This is a genomic window from Saccharothrix sp. NRRL B-16314 (assembly GCF_000716595.1).
Taxonomy (GTDB): Bacteria; Actinomycetota; Actinomycetes; order Mycobacteriales; family Pseudonocardiaceae; genus Actinosynnema.
Window position 1 is genome coordinate 1 of record NZ_JNXC01000029.1, and the last position, 18018, is coordinate 18018.

Annotated in this window: 15 protein-coding genes; 8 read left to right on the forward strand and 7 right to left on the reverse strand. The window is 68.4% G+C overall.

Annotated elements, in window-relative coordinates; genetic code table 11:
- A partial coding sequence (locus OQ02_RS44280) for a hypothetical protein (RefSeq protein WP_197043573.1) occupies window positions 1-270 on the reverse strand: 270 nt, incomplete at its 3' end.
- Window positions 271-689: 419 nt separating this feature from the next.
- Between OQ02_RS44280 and OQ02_RS30800 the strand changes: the two genes are divergently transcribed.
- The 5 genes from OQ02_RS30800 to OQ02_RS44290 all read left to right on the forward strand — a co-directional run bounded on the left by OQ02_RS30800 (window position 690) and on the right by OQ02_RS44290 (window position 8820).
- Window positions 690-6176 (forward strand): hypothetical protein, encoded by a 5487-nt coding sequence (locus tag OQ02_RS30800; RefSeq protein WP_156077409.1) that lies wholly within the window; start codon window positions 690-692, stop codon window positions 6174-6176.
- 47 nt (window positions 6177-6223) lie between these two features.
- Window positions 6224-7555, forward strand: a complete 1332-nt coding sequence (locus OQ02_RS30805) for a hypothetical protein (RefSeq protein WP_156077410.1) — start codon at window positions 6224-6226, stop codon at window positions 7553-7555.
- A 326-nt stretch (window positions 7556-7881) separates the two neighbouring features.
- Window positions 7882-8379: a DinB family protein gene (locus OQ02_RS30810; RefSeq protein ID WP_033442156.1), complete on the forward strand. Its 498-nt coding sequence runs from the start codon at window positions 7882-7884 to the stop codon at window positions 8377-8379.
- Window positions 8380-8413: 34 nt separating this feature from the next.
- Window positions 8414-8572: a hypothetical protein gene (locus OQ02_RS44285; protein ID WP_156077411.1), complete on the forward strand. Its 159-nt coding sequence runs from the start codon at window positions 8414-8416 to the stop codon at window positions 8570-8572.
- Between the two features lie 110 nt (window positions 8573-8682).
- The gene (locus tag OQ02_RS44290; protein WP_156077412.1) at window positions 8683-8820 is read left to right on the forward strand and encodes a hypothetical protein; all 138 of its coding nucleotides are present in this window, start codon (window positions 8683-8685) and stop codon (window positions 8818-8820) included.
- A 152-nt stretch (window positions 8821-8972) separates the two neighbouring features.
- Here OQ02_RS44290 and OQ02_RS30815 read toward each other — a convergent pair whose 3' ends face one another.
- Window positions 8973-9872: a hypothetical protein gene (locus tag OQ02_RS30815; RefSeq protein ID WP_033442212.1), complete on the reverse strand. Its 900-nt coding sequence runs from the start codon at window positions 9870-9872 to the stop codon at window positions 8973-8975.
- Between the two features lie 460 nt (window positions 9873-10332).
- A complete protein-coding gene (locus OQ02_RS30820) occupies window positions 10333-11043 on the reverse strand; it encodes a class I SAM-dependent methyltransferase (RefSeq protein WP_081916057.1) in 711 nt (236 codons plus the stop codon).
- A 318-nt stretch (window positions 11044-11361) separates the two neighbouring features.
- On the opposite strand from OQ02_RS30820, the gene OQ02_RS30825 reads away from it, so the two are divergent.
- On the forward strand, window positions 11362-11709 hold the full coding sequence (locus OQ02_RS30825; RefSeq protein ID WP_156077413.1) for a hypothetical protein: 348 nt from the start codon (window positions 11362-11364) through the stop codon (window positions 11707-11709).
- Window positions 11710-11733: 24 nt separating this feature from the next.
- Here OQ02_RS30825 and OQ02_RS30830 read toward each other — a convergent pair whose 3' ends face one another.
- On the reverse strand, window positions 11734-12348 hold the full coding sequence (locus OQ02_RS30830) for a TetR/AcrR family transcriptional regulator (protein ID WP_156077414.1): 615 nt from the start codon (window positions 12346-12348) through the stop codon (window positions 11734-11736).
- Window positions 12349-12460: 112 nt separating this feature from the next.
- Here OQ02_RS30830 and OQ02_RS30835 point away from each other — a divergent pair, with 112 nt between their 5' ends.
- A complete protein-coding gene (locus tag OQ02_RS30835; protein WP_033442160.1) occupies window positions 12461-13018 on the forward strand; it encodes a hypothetical protein in 558 nt (185 codons plus the stop codon).
- Between the two features lie 16 nt (window positions 13019-13034).
- Here OQ02_RS30835 and OQ02_RS30840 read toward each other — a convergent pair whose 3' ends face one another.
- Entirely contained in the window at window positions 13035-13436 is a 402-nt protein-coding gene (locus OQ02_RS30840; protein ID WP_051772996.1) for an STAS domain-containing protein, read from the reverse strand.
- Between the two features lie 319 nt (window positions 13437-13755).
- Here OQ02_RS30840 and OQ02_RS30845 point away from each other — a divergent pair, with 319 nt between their 5' ends.
- Complete coding sequence (locus tag OQ02_RS30845) at window positions 13756-14760, forward strand: DUF2399 domain-containing protein (protein ID WP_033442161.1); 1005 nt, start codon at window positions 13756-13758, stop codon at window positions 14758-14760.
- Between the two features lie 136 nt (window positions 14761-14896).
- On the opposite strand, the gene katG is transcribed toward OQ02_RS30845, so the two are convergent.
- Window positions 14897-17173, reverse strand: a complete 2277-nt coding sequence (katG, locus tag OQ02_RS30850) for a catalase/peroxidase HPI (protein WP_033442162.1) — start codon at window positions 17171-17173, stop codon at window positions 14897-14899.
- Window position 17174: 1 nt separating this feature from the next.
- On the reverse strand, window positions 17175-17624 hold the full coding sequence (locus tag OQ02_RS30855) for a Fur family transcriptional regulator (RefSeq protein WP_033442163.1): 450 nt from the start codon (window positions 17622-17624) through the stop codon (window positions 17175-17177).
- Window positions 17625-18018 lie beyond the last annotated feature (394 nt).

Sequence of the window (18018 nt, forward strand, 5' to 3'; positions counted from 1 at the left end):
GACGACCTCGTTGTCGAAGAGGCTGCGGATGGTGGCGTTGTTGACCCGCATCTTCGAGACCACGTACGCGGTCTGCGTGGCGGTCATGTCCAGCGAGATCGTGCCCACGGGAGTGACGTTCTGGTCGACCCCGCCACCCGATGGGAGGCCAGGGGCCAGGATCGTTTGCGGGGTGAAGGTAACGGATGCCTCCGCCTGTGCGGGCGTGGCGACCAGTAGGCCGGCGGTCAGTGCGAGCACCGCCGCCGCGGCCAGGGGGCGAACGTTCAAGTCGGATCTCCTCATCGGCGCTTGGTCATCGTCCCGTGCGAGCTGACTTCCAAGTGGATTGTCCCCGTTTATCGCGGGTCAGGACGCGGATTGTCGCCGGACTTGGTCGTCGAGGCCTGTAGCCGGCTGCGGGCAGTTGTATGCGAGGCGGAATACCGCAAAAACCGTGCGAGTCCGACCGGTTTGCGTGCTCGCCATCCCGGTGGGTCGGGGCGTCCTGGATGAACAGAAGATTCTGCGTCTACTCGTCGGATGCCGTCGTGATCACCGATCGTACCTGCGTCGATGCGGATGGAGACCGCAAAATTGCGCGTTCAGTCATGTGCGCTAAGCCATTCGAGTGAGATATCGGTTCACTCCAGAGTGGCGGCATGTTCACTCGTTCGTGGGTCGTTCGCGATGGGGTAAGACATCGCTCCGTGACAGTCGATGTTCCTACCGAGCTGCGCAAGTGGCTGACGGCGCTTAGCGACTCTGACTTTGGCGCCCTGCTCGCTGTGTGTGATCAGCTCAGGCACGCCGCGCAGATGCCCCCGCCGACCAAGGACCCTCGGCCACCGGTCCGGCGCGAGTTGCGGGCCGCGCGTGCCCACGCGGCCAAGATGTCGTCGCACCAGTTGACGCGCCTTGCGGTCGGCGGGTTGTCGGTCGGAGCCCGCGTGTTGAGCGCCCACTGCAAGTTCGAGCCGGAGACAGTCGGCGACCCCGACCTCGACCAACTGCGCCGGATGCTGATCGCTCTCGGCAGTCCATTCGGCCGGTTGGTGCTGTTCGGTCTGCTGTTGGGCGACGTGCCGGCGACAGCCCTGGCGTTGCGGCACCGGAGCGATCTCGAGGCGGCTCTCCAAGACGCCGGACGTTCACCTGTACCAGCGTTGGTTGAGGCGTTGGAGCGCCGAGGGAATCCGGCACTGGCACTTGGGAGCGACATGACTGCGGGCGTGGCATCGATCGTTCCGAAGGTGGATCCGGAACTCTGTTCGGCTGCGGTGGACGCCATTGAGAACGACCTCGTAGTCATTCGCGACTCTGCCTCTCGATTGGCCGTCCTTCTTCGCGCTGTAGCGGATGACATTGTCATCGGCGGCGAAATGGATGGTGAGATCGACAGATCGTTGGCCGAGTACCGTCAGCAGCGCTCGGCCTTCTTCCAAGCCCTCGCCGACGTGACCGGAAAGGCCGAGAGCGCGGACTTCGACAGTGCCGGCGCATTGCTGGTGCAGTTTCGCGCTGAGGAGCTGGCGCGGAAGGAGGAAGAAGAGACCTCCAGGCAGACCACCGAACAGGCTGCCGCCGTCGCACGCATCGCCGAACTGCGTAAGCAACTCGGCGAACTCGAAGAGCTCGTCAAATCGGTACCCGGCAACGCCCGAGAGTCTTTGCAGGACGCGGCGCGTGCGGTGGAGGCTGACATCGAGCGGCTGCGGGCCACCGCCGAGTTGCCGTTGGTCGAAACCGAGCGACTCCCGGAACCGGTCGCGACAACTGCCGGGCACTTCGGCGAGCCGGCGTCAGAGCAAGAGCCGCGGTCTGCGGAAGCCGTGGCCCCGCCGCCGATAGAGGCAGTGGACACCACGGAAACGGTGACCTCGCCGGACAGCGACGACCTGGCGATCGGATTCCCATGGGAGGAGGGGAAACCGCCGCTCGCGGTGGAGCTGGCCGGCAGCGGCAGGCTTGTCGAGGCGTACTGGGTGACCGCGATGTCCGGCGAGCCCAATCGACGCAGCGCCGTGCTGCGGTTCGCCGCAGCCGCGTACGGGATCAACAACAACGCGGACGCCACTGCGGTGTTGGCAGGTCTTGAGCTTGACGCACAGGAGCTGGCCGGTGATGCCGACGCTGCAGCGCTTGCCACCACGGCCGCCCTGCGCGCCGGCCTGATCGCGGGATGGGGCCTCCCCACGCTGACCCAGCTGCGGCCGGAACTGGTGCTCCCGGCTCGTTGGGCTGCGCTGATCGACACGACGATCGACGCCGTTCGCCGTGGCTTCCGCATCGACGACGGCTTGGGTGGGCTCCTCCAGGAGAACGACGCGCACGAGGCACGTACGGAGCTGGGCCGTCGGGCCCGTGACATGGCCGAGGAACTGCCCCGTCGCAAGAACAGCTACCAGCGTGCGACCCGGGTGTTGCAGCGGTTGATGATCACAGGCCAGCCTTTGGCCACCGCGCTGGCAGTGGTGGCGGAGTGGTCCGAAGGTACAGGGGACGGCCAAGAAGTCGGCTCCGCGCTCGCGGCGATGAACGCGCCGGGAGCGATTGACGCGATGATCGAGTCCGCCGATGCCGCCATGCGCACACCGAAACAGGCACGAGAGCCCATCGTGGCCGTTGCGCTCCGGACCTTGGTCCGTGCGATCGAGGAAGTGCGGACGATCCTGATCGAGGCCGACGCGGTGTGCAGGCGCTTGACCGCCACCCAATCGGAAGACCAGGCCGTTGCGACACGGCTGTCGCGGGCGCTGGCGGATGTCGAATCCGCCGAGCCGCCGTCGGGCATGTCCGGTGTGGCCATGGCACTGTTCCGCCGGTGGTTGCAACGGCCCAACGAGACGATCCGCGCCGGATACGCCGCTGTGGGCGGTGGGGAAACCTCGTTCAGCCTGTCCGAACCGAGCCCCGATGTCCTGCTGGTGCTGCCGGACCTTCCCAGGGACACCTGGGGGCGCCCCAACCCGGAGGACCTGCGGACGCCCGTGGTGTTGGCGGAGCTGACCCGCGAGCCGGACCTCGAACGGGCGGTCTCCGCCTACTGCCAGCGCGGGGACCTCCGCAGCGCGCGTCGGCTGGTCGAGCTGGCGGGGGAGGGGTTCTGGGCCGTCGATCAGCCGGTGGGTCCGCTCCGCGAGATCCTGGAAGACGGCACCCGGTCGTGCACGAAGCTCCATCACGCGGCCCTCAACAGGGCGCGTGACCTCTTCGCACGCATCCGCACCCAGAACCTCCTCGACCTCGAGGACGAGACTGCCGTCGCGGGAAAGCTGGAAGCACTGGCCACGGTGGACGACGGCGCGTTCGACGATGCGGCGGCGAGCCTGGCGCAGCTCGCGGAGGAACTGGACGCGAAGCACCGCTCCCGGGTCGAGGACCTTCGCAGCGAGATCGCGACACTGCACGTCCAGGCCGACGACCATGATCGGATCGTTTCCCTGCTCGATGACGGGGACACCGTCACCGCGGCGGAGTTCATCGCGTTCATCCGGGCGGGCAAGCCGCTGCCGGAGCATGTGCAGGAGGCGGCCGAGGACGTCAAGAGCTTCGCCGAGATGGTTGCCCGCCAGCACGAGGGAACGCGCGCCGGAGCGTTCGCCTGGTCCGAGCTGGCGGCGAGCGGAGCGGCGCTCACCCCGCTGGCGAACACAGGTGTGCAAGCGTGGGAATCGCTGAAGAACCACGACGGCCTGAGCGGGGACCGATGGGCGAACGCCGTCCGCGACATCCTGCGGACGCTCGGCCTCCAGCCCGCCACCCGTCCACAGGAGATCAACCGCGGCGCCCGGCGCGGATTCCGCAAGTTCAGGGTGCAGGGCACGCCGTCCGACGGCTCGTACATCTCGACTTTGGGATCGGCCGCGAGCAACTACACCGTGACCGTGGTGGTCGAGGAGCACAGGGGACGCCGATCGGTTCTCGACGTGCTCGGTCCCGAGGACGCCGGACGCGCGAACGTCGTCCTCTACCTGCACACGATGGACCTGCAGTCCAGGCGGGGGTTGGCAGCCGAAGCCACTCGGAGCCCGGTCCAGGCACTGGTCATCGACCCCGCGGTGATCGGATGGGTCGCGGCGAACGCACCAGGTTCCTGGCGTGCCACCCAGCGCATCACCCTGCCGTGGACGGCGCTGAACCCGTACACGCCGTTCGTCGCGGGACTGGTGCCTCCGGAGGTGTTCGTCGGCCGGGTTCGGGAGATGGCGGAGGTCATCGACCCGAACGGCGGGCTGTTCATCTACGGCGGTCGCCAACTCGGCAAGTCGGCACTGCTGCGCCGGGTCGAGGCGACGTTCAACGATGGTGAGTACCGGTTCGCCGTCTACCTCGATCTGAAGGGCCGCGGCATCGGGGAGGCGGAGCCCGCCAGCCGGATCTGGCGCGAACTCGTGTTGGAACTGAAGAAGGCGAGCGTGCTCTCCGACCGGGTTTCCCAGGATGCCCCCGCCGACGTCGTGGTGAACCAGGTGCGGACGTGGCTCGACCAACACTCCGGCCGCCGGTTGCTCCTGCTGGCCGACGAGGCCGATGCGTTCCTCACCGCGGATTCACGCGGGACGCCCACCGCAGGCGGCGTAGCGCACTTCCCCAACGTGCTGCGCCTGAAGGAACTGATGGAATCGACGGACCGGCGGTTCAAGGTCGTGTTCGCCGGCCTGCACCAGGTGCAGCGATTCGGGCACCTGTCCAACGTGCCGCTGGTCCACGGAGGCCCCGACATCCTGGTCGGTCCGTTGGACCAGGTCGATGCGCGCAGGCTCGTCGTGGCGCCCCTCGCCGCGCTGGGCTACAGCTTCGAGCGACCCGAACTCGTGTGGCGCTTGCTCTCGGCTACCAACTATCAAGCCAGCCTCATCCAGATCTTCTGTGAAGAGCTCGTGCGGACGCTGCACAACCGCGTGTCGCACGCCCAGGCGTTGCCGGTGCCGATCAGGGAGAGCGATGTCGAGGCGGTGGTCGGCAGCGACCGGGTACGCGCCCGCATCGCCGAACGTCTCCGCATCACGATCAACCTCGAAGACCGGTACCGCGTTCTCACCCTCGTCATCGCGCTGCTGAGCCTGAAGGACAGGTTCAGCACCGATTACGGTCCGGAGAAGCTCCTGCAGGAGGCCCGCGAGCACTGGCCGGCCGGGTTCGAGGACCTCACCGCCTCGCAGGTCAGCATCTACCTGGACGAGATGGTCGGCCTTGGCTTGCTCATCCGGCTGTCCGGCCAGAGCAGGTACGCCGTGCGGAGTCCCAACGTGGTGAACATGCTGGGCACCAAGGCGAGCCTCGAGCTGGAACTCCGGGAAACGGCGTTCGACCTGCCCTACGAATACAACCCGCGTGACGCGCGCAGGCTGCTGCTCAGCGCGCAGGGCGTCCAGAGGCGCAGTCCGCTCACCGACGGCCAACTGTTCGAGCTCGCGGCGGTCGGCGCTGCCTCGGTCGTCACCGGCACCGATGCCCTCGGCGTGGACCGTGTGCCTGCAGCGTTGAAGGACTACGCGGAGATGCGTGGTAGCCGGGTCGAGGTGCACACGTCGGTGGCCGACATCGCGAAGGCGGTGACGACGGCCGCGCGTCGCAAGAGGCCCACCGTCATGGTGGCGGACCTGCGTGATCGGACGGTGGCCGAGATCTTCAAGGTCAAGGAGCGGCTGGCCAAGGACCGACTGGCTTCCGTGCTGGTGATCGACCCCTCGGTTGCGCGGGAGGTCGGCGTGGCGGAGGGCGTGGAGCTCGTGCGACCGTCACGGTGGACGGCGGGCAGCCTGCGCAGCTGGCCGGAGTGCCCGTTCGACGTGTTGGGCTCACGGGTCCGGCTGATCGAGGCGACCGGCGGCTGGACGGAGCTGGTGGAGGACGTCATCGCCTGGGTGGTGGTGCGGGGTGCTACTCAGGCGCAGGCGTTGGGGCGGGTCGTGCAGTGGTCCACGGACCTGGTTTGGGCGCGGAACTTCCTCGACCGGGCCGGGGTCGACCAGGCGCTCATCACGCGCATCGGGCCGTGGGTCGACTACCTCGACCCGGGCGAGGTGATCTCGACGGCCGACGTGGCCGTGATGCTCGAACTCGACCTGGGAAGAGCAATCGAGCTGCTGGACGACCTGGTCGACTGGGGAGTGCTCGACGAAAGCGCGGACGGCATCATGCTCGACCGGGTCGTGCACCGCTGCATCACCACGGTCCGCGAGAAGTCGTGAAGAGCGGCCGCTCGGACTTCGGCTTGCTGCCAGGACCTCGCCGGCACTTGGACGTGCTGTCGGAGGACTTGAACAGCGGGTGGAGCTGCATCTGGCTCCTGCCGGACGACCTGGTGGACCGCGGCGTCGCCGACGAGCTCGTCGATCTCATCGAGCGTCGGGTCGACAGCGTGCGGGTGCCCCAACCGGAGGTGCGCAGGACGAGTGGGCAGCGGGCAGAGGTCCAGGCCACGGGGCCGGCCGAGGAACAGCTGCCCGCCTGGGCGCGAAGCAGGTTCGGGGTGTTCGACTGGGACGAGTCGTTCCACACCGCTTCGGTCACGACGTTGGAGAGCACGTCCTCCGTGTCGGAGCGCCTGCTGCTCGTGTTCGAGGACCCATCCGGTGAAGTTGACGACCCGCTCGCCGTGCTCACTTCGTCGGACTGGCTGCGGCGGAAAGTCGTCGTCGTGCGTGCCTGGGCGGAAAACGATCCGGACGACGTTGCCTCGGTGTTCACCAGGTTGACCGCCTTCTCGAAGGAGCATGGTGTTCCGCCCGACGACCGCACACGCGTGCTCGTCGCGGCCAGGCTCGGAGATCTGCCGGCCCGGCTGTTGGACAAGGTTGATCCGGTGACTACCAGGGCGCACTGGTGGTGGAGCGTGTGCGGCCGTCTCGACACGGCGGTCGTCACCACAGCTGCCCGAGGCCGGAGGACCGGGCGGGGCCACCCGCACCGGATCGACGTGCGGGAACTGGTGACGGCGGAGGTGATCGTCGAGGTATCCGGCCCCGATCTGGCGCTTGCAGAAGGGCTGGCGTCATCATGGGATGGTCGTCGGGGGACGCTCCGCGAGCAGATAGCCGCCTTCGCGCACGCGGAGGACGACCTCGCAGCGGGTGTTCCCCGGCGGCTCCGCGGCAGTGGAGAGCGACCGACCGAAGAGCTGAGATCCGCGTGGAGCGCCGGCTCCCTGGAACTCTGGGATGGGCAGCTCCGGATCAGTCCCGCAGTCCGCGGGGCGATCGATTCGTTGGTGGACCTGGACAACCTCGTGTGGCGGGGGCACAACCGGGCATTGATGCCGCTCATCGACGGTTGGCGCGCACGGCTTGAGGAGACGGTCCGCTCAAGGGCGAGCACAGCCGTACTCGCCGAACTGGGCCGTGATGTCCGCGGCGGCGCGCCCGAGGGGGTGGAGGCGAACGGTCGTATCACCCTGGAACTCGGGATGATGGCGTGGGCGGTATCGACCTCCCGGGTCAGGTTGTCGCGGTCGGACAGGGAGCTGCTGTTCTGCCTGCGGGATGCGCGAAACGCACTTGCGCACCTGAGGCCACTTGACGACGAGCACGTGGACCGCATGGCCAGGCTCGTTCCCGACCGGTCATGGTGACGGTGCGCCATCTTGATCTCCGCCACGCATCGACTGGCCGTCGCTTGATGTCGGCAGGCGACAGGAGTCGTTCGCATGAGACTCGACGAGCTTGAGGCCCTGCGCCGGAAATACCTCGGCATGGCGATTGCTGCGAGCCGAGAACGCGCCGCGAGGGGAATGGGAAAAGTCAAGGTGTGACAACAGGGTCGAGGTGCGCCGATGTGCCTCCAACTGCACCGTCACGGCCTGCTGATTCGGCGTCTCCACCGTTGAAGGTCAAGGGGCGCAGACTCGAATCCTGTCATCCGGTCGTGCCCTGGGAGACGGTCTGGGATGCTGGGCACATGTCTGCACACCCTGCGGCGTCCACCGCGGACGTCATCGATCAGCCGGTTCGGGCCCAGTTCGAGGCGTTCCTCGACGAGCACCGCGGTGCGCTCAACCGATGCTTGGACGGGCTCACCGAGGAGCAGGTGCGCCGATCGCTGGTGCCCTCCCGGACCACGTTGCTGGGCTTGGTGAAGCATGCGACCTTCGTGGAGAAGGTCTGGTTCGACGAAGCCATCACCTGCCGCTCACGCGCCGAGATCGGCATCCCCGCGACTCCGGACGAGTCGTTCATCCTCGATGACGACGACACCATCGTCACCGTCAGGCAAGCACACCACGCCGCATGCGAGGCATCCCGTCAGGCGACGTCGTCGTTGGGGCTGGACGACACGGTTCGTGGCAACCGACGCGGCCCACTCCCGCTGCGCTGGGTGTACCTCCACGTGCTGCGTGAGCTCGCTCAGCACTGCGGACACGCGGACATCCTGCGCGAGCAGCTCATCAACGAGTAGCGCTGCACCGCTGCAACACCTTTCGACCGTAACCGTGTCGGTCGAGCACAAGGAACTGGTGCAGTCCGGCCGGATCGACCAGGCGTTGATGAACGAGGTCGACGTCGTCGTGTCCGGGTTCTCCGGCGTGTCCGACAACGCGATCGGCGAGATGATCGGAGCAACGCACCCGGCTCGGTGCACGTGCAGCTGAAGCTAGGGTGCGGCCCGTTACGCAGGAGGACCCAGTGGCTGCGGCAACGGGCGCTGCTTGGTCGGGCACGTTCGCTACTGCGCTCGCGCTCGCGGTTCGATGTCGGGCGGGTGTGGCCGCGGATCGAGCAGGTCGCCCGCCAGCTCGACGTGGGCGGCGTCGATGTCGGGACGCTGCGCGCCCTGGCCGTGCGGTTCGGTGAGACGGTGCTCGTGAACCGGCTGGATGAGCTGGAGCGGGCGTCGTAGCTGATTCCGAGGTCGGGGTGGAGTGCCTTGGTGACGGTTCTGCGCAGCGGTCAGCGGGTGGTTGGTGTCCCGCCGTCGGGACGGGAGGGTCGCCTTGGTCATGGGTTCACGTGTGTCAGACGGGCAACGAGGCGGGCGAGGGCTCGATCTTGCTAGCGGCGGGCGTTCTTGTCGGTGCGCTCGGACTCTTCCCGCTGCTGCCGTTCGGCGCGCCTCCGCGCTGTCTCGTCCAGGAGTTCGCCCACGGTGCGCTGCGGCAGCGTGGGGGTGGGTGGGGTGGTGCTGTTGCGGAACCGGCGCAGCAGTTCCGTCCGGACGGTCGCGGTCTGGTTCTGGATGACGCGCAGCAGCAGGTGGTCCTTTTCGACTTCGGGCAGTGCCGTCACCCAGGTCGCGAGCTGTTCGAGGTCGTCGGTGGTCTTGTCGTGCGGTGGGCTCGCTTCGGCGGCGACTGCGAGCAGGTCGTCGTCGAGGCGGAGGAGGTCGGCCAGCGCGCGCTGCGCGGCGGTGAGTGTGCGCAGTCCGGTGGGCACGGGCGGTTCCCGGTCGTCGTCGGCGTCGCGGTCGAACGCTTCCTCGTCGCGTTCCCAGGTGCCGTACGCGGCGAGCCATGCCAGGTACAGCGCGCGGTGGTCGCCGGCGGCGAGTTCGTTCCGGACGTCGGTGATGGCGGACAGTGCTCCCTGCGGCTCGTAGTCCCAGTCGGCGGTCTCGTCGTGGTTGTGCAGGTCGAGGATGAGGTGGGTGTCCGTCGTCCAGGCCTCGACCTGCTCGTCGACGAGGTAGGGCTCGACTGCGTCCAGGTCGAGCAGAGTGCGCGGCAGGCGCAGCATGAGGCGCCGGGTTCCCCAGTCGGCGAGGTAGAGGTGCGCGTCGTAATGGCGTTCCACCAGCCGGCACGGGTCGCCACTGAAGTCGCCCCACTGGTACTCGTTGACGAAGCTGGTGGCGGTGATCTCCGCGCGGGTGGACAGCTCGCGCACCTCGGTTTGGGCCTGCGCGTCGAGCGGCTGGTCGACCGCGACGAACTCGTAGTACTGGTACTCGCTCAACGTCCGCCTCGCGTTGTGGTCTCGGTGAGGACGACCCGACCACACCCGCTGGCAGGGGGTGATCTCGTCGTTGCCCTCTCAATGAACTCGACGAAGGGCCAGCGGTCGTGCTCGCTCCAGCGGCATTCCATCCACCCGTTGCCGGCGGCGAACCCGAACACGCCGGTCCCGTCGCGCGTTCCGATGCGGCAGGGTACGGGTGGGAGGGTACCGCCGACTCGGTGTGCGGCGGCCGAGTAGTCGCGTCACCAGGGAAACCGGCCGGTATCGCCACGGCCTGACCCGCCGCTGCCAGAGTTCTGTCGAACCGGGCGATTCACGCTGGGGAACGGTCTGTTGTGCTGCAACGGATTGTCCGGTCGGCGTCGACATCACTGTTGTCGATCGACCTTGACTTTTCCGGTACGGCCGCCGGCCACTTCACCGCAGATTGCGGTTCACAGCCGATGATTCGGGAGCGTTATCGGCGGACGGAGGCGAGCAGGCCTACCGAGGGGAGCATTCCGCACGCGATGCGGCGTTCCTCGGCTTCGCGAATGGTGTTGAGGGCGTCGGCGGCGTGGGTGGCGGGCTCGGTCCAGGAACCGCCGCGTCCGTCGACCAGGCGCCACAGGATGCTGGTGTCCACCGTGGTCAGGTCGGAACCAACGCGGCTCAGGGCGGTGAGCATGGCGGAACCCGGGTGGAGCGAATCGTGGCCACCGATCCATGCGTCGAGGAGGTCACCGGAGGGGTGGTCGGCATCCAGCAGACCTGCTGCGACCAGCAGCGCGCGGTTGTCGTAGACGAAATGTGCGGCGGCGTGGTCCACGCGTTCCCAGGCGAACTCCTCGATGATGAGTTGGCCGCCCGGCGCGAGCAATGTGGCGGCGTGGGTGAGGATGGCGTCGAGGTTCTCGGCGTGGTGCAGGGAGCGCGTGAACAGTACGACGTCGTACTCGCCGGAGACGTCCAAGACGTCGGCTTCGATGACGGGCACTCCGCGCGTCCTCGCTGCAGCGGCCACCTCTGCGTTGCGGTCCACGCCGGTAACCTCGTAGCCCAGGTCCGCCAGAGCGGAAGCTAAGGCACCACGACCGCAGCCCACCTCGAGGATGCGAGCCGGGGGCGCGGGCAGCAGTGGCTTCAGGTGAGTGAGCGTATGAGGCACAGCAACTGTGGTCAGATCCATTGCTGCGACGTTACATCCGGCCGGTTGCGTGCTGCACCTGTATTGCAGGGTGCGAGTCGTTGCGCGACTGACTCTGCCGGGGCTTTCGCCACTGTCGTGCGAGTTCGACCGGGGCGACCATTCATGGCGTGCGACTGCTGCTCGGTTTCAGGTCGGATGTGCTGGAATGGGCAGACGGTGACGACCACGGGCTGTCCGTCGAGGAGTTCGTCTGGAGTCGAGCACCGCTTCGTCGCGGTTCAGTCCCTCCGGTCCTGACTGCACGAGTCGGCCCGCCGGTCGAACCCGTCCGGTCGGGTGGGATGCCTTGGAGGTGTGGTGCCCAAGCACGACACGACGTTCCTTGATGGCAGTCGGTTCAAGCGTGTGAAGAACCCGGGCCGCAGCCGGATCGAGGCGGCCGTGCTCGCCATGGCGAGGGACGGCGTCCTGGTCCTCTCGGCGGAGCAGGACCACACCTACATTCAGGTGTGGCAACGCCCGGATGGGATCTATCAGCTCGAACACCGTGCGGGTTCGCCGTCTGAGCACTACCGGACCCTGACGGTGTCGCCGGAGAAGGTCTACACGGCGTTCGATGCCTGGCGGCGAGGTGATGATGGCTGGGACGCCCCGTTCACCTGGCGCTCGATCGACTTCGAGGTCGAGTGCACGCATGGCACGTGATCTCGGCGCGTGATCCCGGCAGGGTCAGGCCTGTGCCGTGTCCGTGTCCGGTGAGGACTTGGCCGCAGCGTGGACCTGGAGCAGGCTTTCGACTCCGTGGAGGAACGTCTCGCAGATCGGTTCGGGGTCGGACAGGCAGCCGGAAGCCATCGCTCCGTCTCGCAACATGACGACGTGCCGGGCGGCGGGTTCGGCCGGTGCGTCCCCGATGCGGGCCAGCAGCGCGGTGATCGTGTGCGAGAACCACTCGCGGTGCGCGAGGACGGCTTGGTGAACGGGGTGGGCCGGGTCGGGGTACTCGGCCGCGGCGTTGAGGAAGGCGCAGCCGCGGAAGCCGGGTGACCGGATGCCGTCCGCGATGGAACCGGCGATGGCCCGGAGGACGTCGGCGTCCGGCAGCCCTCGGGCCATGATGGCGTCCACCTGGTTCCGGATGGCCTGGTCGGCTTCCCTCAGGTAGCAGACGATCAGGTCGTCCTTGCCGGGGAAGTGCCGGTACAGCGTGGCCCGGGTGACCTTCGCCTCGGCCACGATCCGGTCCACGCCGACGGAGTGGATCCCCTCCGCGTAGAAGATCCGGGTCGCCGTGGCGAGCAGCCGCGACCGCGCTTCGGAGACCTGACCGTGGACGTTCGTCATCATCGGCATGCTAACAGATAGAACGTTCAGTCTTGACGTGACGGCGAGGTGCTGACAGTCTCGGCTGAGACAAGAACGAACGTTCTCCTCACCTGCACCCGAAGGAGCTCCCGTGGGTACCAGCACCGTCGCCGCTTCCAGCACCAACGCACCCGCGCTACGACGCCTGTACTTCGCCCGTTTCGGCTTCGCCCTCGTCTGGGCCGGCCTGCTGTTCACGACCGCGTCCGAACTCGGGCCGATCAGCGTCACGCTGCTCGTGCTGTACCCCTTGTTCGACGTCGTCGCCGCGCTCGTCGACGTGCGCTCGTCGCCGGGCGCCAAGCCCGCGTCGGGCCTGTACGTGAACATCGCGATCAGTGGGCTCGCCGGCATCGGCCTCGCCGTCGCTGCCACGTCCGGTATCCCGGAGGTCTTGCGCGTGTGGGGAGCTTGGGCGGTCGTAGCGGGCCTCGTCCAGCTCTTCGTCGGCGTCAGCCGCCGCGCGCTGGGCGGCCAATCGCCGATGATCATCAGCGGGGCGATCTCCGCGGTCGCCGGGACGTCCTTCGTGCTGCAAGCCGCGCAGCCCGACGCGTCACTGGTCAACCTGGCCGGCTACGCCGTCCTCGGTGGCTTGTTCTTCCTGGTCTCGGCGGTCCTGCTCGGCCGCTCCGCCAAAGCTCTCTGACTTCGGGCGGGCCTGGTCAGCCGGCGGTCCGCTGCGCCGGAATCCGCGACACACCGCGCTCGACCGCGCAGGCCGCCTCGGTCAACGTCGGGTAGACCGACAGCCGGCGGTCCACCCCGGTGACCTGCAGCGGTCGCAGCACCCGGCGGCTGTCGGCCACGATGGCGAAGAACGTGCCCAGCTGCTCGGCCCGTGCGTTCGCGGCGATCAGCGCGGCGACGCCGGTGGCGCCGACGAACGTCACCCCGGTCAGGTCCATCACGAGCGCCGGCGGGGCGCTGTCGAGTCGGGCCGCCATGCGGGTCCGGAACGCCGACACCGTGCCGATGTCGATCGGCCCTGCGATGGAGCAGAACTCCACGTCCTCCTCGGCGAGGCGGTCGTGCGCGGTCTCGGCACCGGTGATCTCGTCCAGCATGTGTTCGCTCCTTCGGGTCCGCGGGGGAGGGGACCGTCAGCAGACTGACCTCTTAGCCCTTTCAGGTGTATCAAGATCGGCCATCTGGGGTGGGTCTCGTACCGGCAAGTTACGGCGCATCCGAGGAGCCTTACAAGCCCTTCACCGCATCACTATCGAGTGACCTGACCCGCCCGGAACGTCATTTCGTCAACTCTCCGTGACGACGCTGAGGGCGGCGTCCGGGAACGACGGCTGCCGCGCCACCTCCAGGGGGCGGCGCGTCCGGACCGCGGGGTCGACCTGTGCGTGGTCCGAATCGCGAAACTAGGCTTGGGCGGTGCACCTGGACCAACCTGAACTCGCCGAGTTGTGGCGGCTGGCCCGCGAGACCCTGGAAGGCGGCGGTCGGTCCGCGTTCAGCATCCGCGTCGAGGACGAGAAGACCGCCGCGGCGCTCAGCGAACTGCTGCGCAAGCCGGTCGCGCACCCGGCCCGCCGGCAGATCTCCCTGGCACGCCTGGACGAACACGTCCGCGCGCACGGCAGCACGCTGACCGAGGTCCTGGAAGCGTTGCACGGCAAGCCGATCGGCATGTCCACGACCGAGGAAGCGTCGACCGCCGACGCCGTGCTGAAGTTCGCACTGCGCGAGCACAACCTGCTGCACGAACCGTGGGCCGCGCCGTGGATCGCGCACGTCCGCCGGTACGGCAAGATCCCGCAGCCCGCGTTGCCGATGCTCGCCAACCAGGCCGCCGGGGTGCTCGGCAAGCTCGGGCCGACGACGACCCGGTTCGCCTTGGCCGGCAACGACCTCGACGACGGACGGCCGCTCACCCGCATCGTGGGCAAGGCGCTCGAACTCATGGGCACGACCTGGGAACAGGCGGGAATCCTCAGCGACGCCTACAGCGACCCGGTGCTGACCTCCCAGGGCTACCTGACGCTGAACGACACCCTCGAAACCCCGGAGATCACCGTCGTCCGCAGCCCACGCCTGCTCGAATCAGGCGTGCCCGGCCCGTTGATGGTGCTCCCGACCGGGCTCACCGCACAGGCCAAGCACCACCTCAAGGGCAAAGAAGTCCGCTGCCACAACGACTTCACGCCGGACGGCATCCGCGCGACCAACGAGATCCTCGCGTGGACCGGCGGCACGGCGTGGCGCATGTCGGCGAACGACTACCGCGAGGCTGTCACCACGCTGATCGCCCGCAGTGTCGACCTGCCGACGTTGAACAGCCGGCCCGAAGAGGCCTCGTGGGATCCCGACCTGGCCCGGACCATGGCCACCACGGGCCTGGTGGTCACCGAGGAGCACGTGCTGTCGTCGCTCCTCTGACGGCGGACGGCGGACGGCGGGACGACAGACGGCGGACGACAGACGCCGAACGGTGGACGGCGCGAACCGTGACGTTCACGCGCGCGAGCCCGGCCGATCACTGGTGGATCGGCCGGGCTCGTTGGGTGCAGCCGGATCAGGAGAGGTCGAACCGGTCCAGTTCCATGACCTTGGTCCACGCCGCCACGAAGTCGGCCACGAACTTCTCGCGGGCGTCTTCGCCGGCGTAGACCTCGGCGAGGGCGCGCAGCTGTGAGTTGGAGCCGAACACCAGGTCGACCGCGGTGGCGGTCCACTTCAGGGCGTCGGTGGCCCCGTCCCGGATCTCGTACACGTTCTCGTCGGACTCCGACGCCGTCCACCGGGTGCCCGGCGAGAGGAGGTTGGCGAAGAAGTCGTTGGTGAGCACGCCGGGCCGGTCGGTGAGGACACCGTGCCGGCTGCCGCCGTGGTTGGCCTCCAGGGACCGCAGACCGCCGACGAGGACGGTCATCTCCGGCGCCGTCAGGTCGAGCATGTACGCGCGCTCGACCAGCAGAACCTCGGGCTGGAGCTTCTCACCGGCACGCAGGTAGTTGCGGAACCCGTCGGCGCGCGGCTCCAGGACCTTGAACGACTCGACGTCGGTCTGCTCCTGGTCGGCGTCGGTGCGGCCCGCGCGGAACGGCACGGTCACCTCGACGCCGGCGTCGCGCGCCGCCTTCTCGACCGCGGCCGAGCCGGCCAGCACGATCAGGTCGGCGAGCGAGATCTTCGCGCCGCCCGCCTCGTTGAACTCGCGCTGCACGCCCTCCAGGACCTCCAGCACCTTCGCGAGCTGCTCCGGCTGGTTGACCTCCCAGTTGCGCTGGGGCTCGAGGCGGATGCGGGCGCCGTTCGCCCCGCCGCGCTTGTCGGTGGAGCGGAAGCTCGCGGCCGACGCCCACGCGGTGCTGACCAGCTGGGCGGTGGTGAGCCCGGAGTCGAGGACCTTCGCCTTGAGCGCGGCGATGTCGGCCTCGCCCACGAGGTCGTGGTCGACGGCCGGCACCGGGTCCTGCCACAGCTGGGCCTCGGGCACCCACGGACCGAGGTAGCGGCTGACCGGGCCCATGTCGCGGTGCAGCAGCTTGTACCAGGCCTTGGCGAACGCCAGCGCGAACTCGTCGGGGTGCTCCAGGAAGCGGCGCGAGATCTTCTCGTACGCCGGGTCGACGCGCAGCGACAGGTCCGTCGTCAGCATCGTCGGCTTGTGCTTCACGGCCGGGTCGTGCGCGTCCGGGATGATCGCCTCGGCGTCCTTGGCGACCCACTGCTTGGCGCCACCGGGGCTCGTGGTGAGCTCCCACTCGTAGCCGAAGAGGATCTCGAAGAACCGGTTGCTCCACTGCGTCGGCTTGTCGGTCCACGTCACCTCGAGACCGCTGGTGATCGTGTCACCGCCCTTGCCGCTGCCGTAGGTGCTCAGCCAGCCCAGGCCCTGCGCCTCCAGCGGCGCGCCCTCGGGCTCGGCACCGACGTGGCCGTCGGAGACGCCGGCGCCGTGGGTCTTGCCGAAGGTGTGGCCGCCCGCGATGAGGGCCACGGTCTCCTCGTCGTTCATCGCCATCCGGCCGAAGGTCTCCCGGATGAAGTGCGCCGCCGAGAGCGGGTCCGCGTTGCCGCGGGGGCCCTCGGGGTTGACGTAGATCAGGCCCATCTCGGCCGCGCCGACCTCGGGCGCCATCTCCGACTCGCCGACGTAGCGCGAGTCACCCAGCCAGGAGTCCTCCGGGCCCCAGAAGATCTCCTCCGGCTCCCAGACGTCCTCGCGGCCGAAGCCGAAGCCGAAGGTCTTGAAGCCCATCGACTCGAGGGCGACGTTGCCGGCGAGCACGAGCAGGTCGGCCCACGAGATCTTCTGGCCGTACTTCTGCTTGACCGGCCACAGCAGTCGGCGTGCCTTGTCCAGGTTGGCGTTGTCGGGCCAGCTGTTGAGCGGTGCGAAGCGCTGACCGCCGTCGCCCGCGCCACCGCGGCCGTCGTGGATGCGGTAGGTGCCCGCGGCGTGCCAGCTCATCCGGATCATCAGGCCGCCGTAGTGGCCGAAGTCGGCGGGCCACCAGTCCTGCGAGGTGGTGAGCACCTCGGTGATGTCGCGCTTGACGGCGTCGACGTCGAGCTTGGCGAACTCGGCGGCGTAGCTGAAGTTCGCGCCCAGCGGGTTGCTCTTCGTCGAGTGGGAGCTCAACCCGGAGAGGTCGAGCTGGTTGGGCCACCAATCCCGGTTCGTGCGCGGACGGCCGCCCGTCCTCGGGGTCGGCGAGTCGATCGCCGGGTTCTCGCTCTCGCTGCCGTGCGCGGTCACGGAGTCGTGCGCGACCGGGCAGCCGACCGCGGCCTTCTGGTCCACGCCCGGTGCGCTTGAGGGGGGCGTCTTCCCGAAGTCGCTCAATTTACTTCCTTCCAGCGGGCGGATCATTGGCGGTGTTCTGGGTCGAGCAGTCGGGGCAGGTGCCCCAGAAGACGACCTCGGCCTCGTCGACGACGTAGCCGCCGTCGTCCGAGGCGGTGAGGCAAGGGCTGTGGCCGACGGCGCAGTCGACATCCGTGATCGCGCCGCAGGAACGGCACACGACGTGGTGGTGGTTGTCGCCCACCCGGGACTCGTAGCGGGCCGTTGCGCCGGCCGGCTGGATGCGGCGAACCAGGCCGGCGTCGGTCAGTGCCCGCAGCACGTCGTAGACGGCTTGGTGGGACACCGTCGGTTGGTCAGCCCGGACCAGCGTGATCACCGTCTCGGTGTCGACGTGCGGGTGGTCGCGCAGTGCGGCGAGCACGGCCAACCGGGGCCGGGTCACACGCAGCGAGACCGCTCGCAGCTGCGCCTCGAAGTCGGGTGTCACGCGACGACCCTAGCCACCTTGTCTGGAATAAATCAAAATTACCTTCGTCATACCGCACTCGCGAACACTCCGCGTAGCTACTCCGCTACGCGAACGCACCGACTCGTGGGGTATCAGCGGCCGACCGGCGTCGTCCAGGTCTGCCGGCCCGCGACCGGACTTCCTCGGCACCGCGAACAGCGCGATCAGCACGCAACGCAGCGGTGGGCCTCGCCGACTGCCGCCTCGTTGCCGAGCTGTGGCGGTGCGGGAACCCGTGACCGGCTCGGACCGTCGAAAACGCCGGAGCTCGTGGAACGGCCGCCGTCGGTGGAACGGGTGGAGTGCGGGTGGACTGCGAGTCGCTTCTCACCGGGATCGGATGTGGATCTAGTGCCGCACATGTCGTCACCGC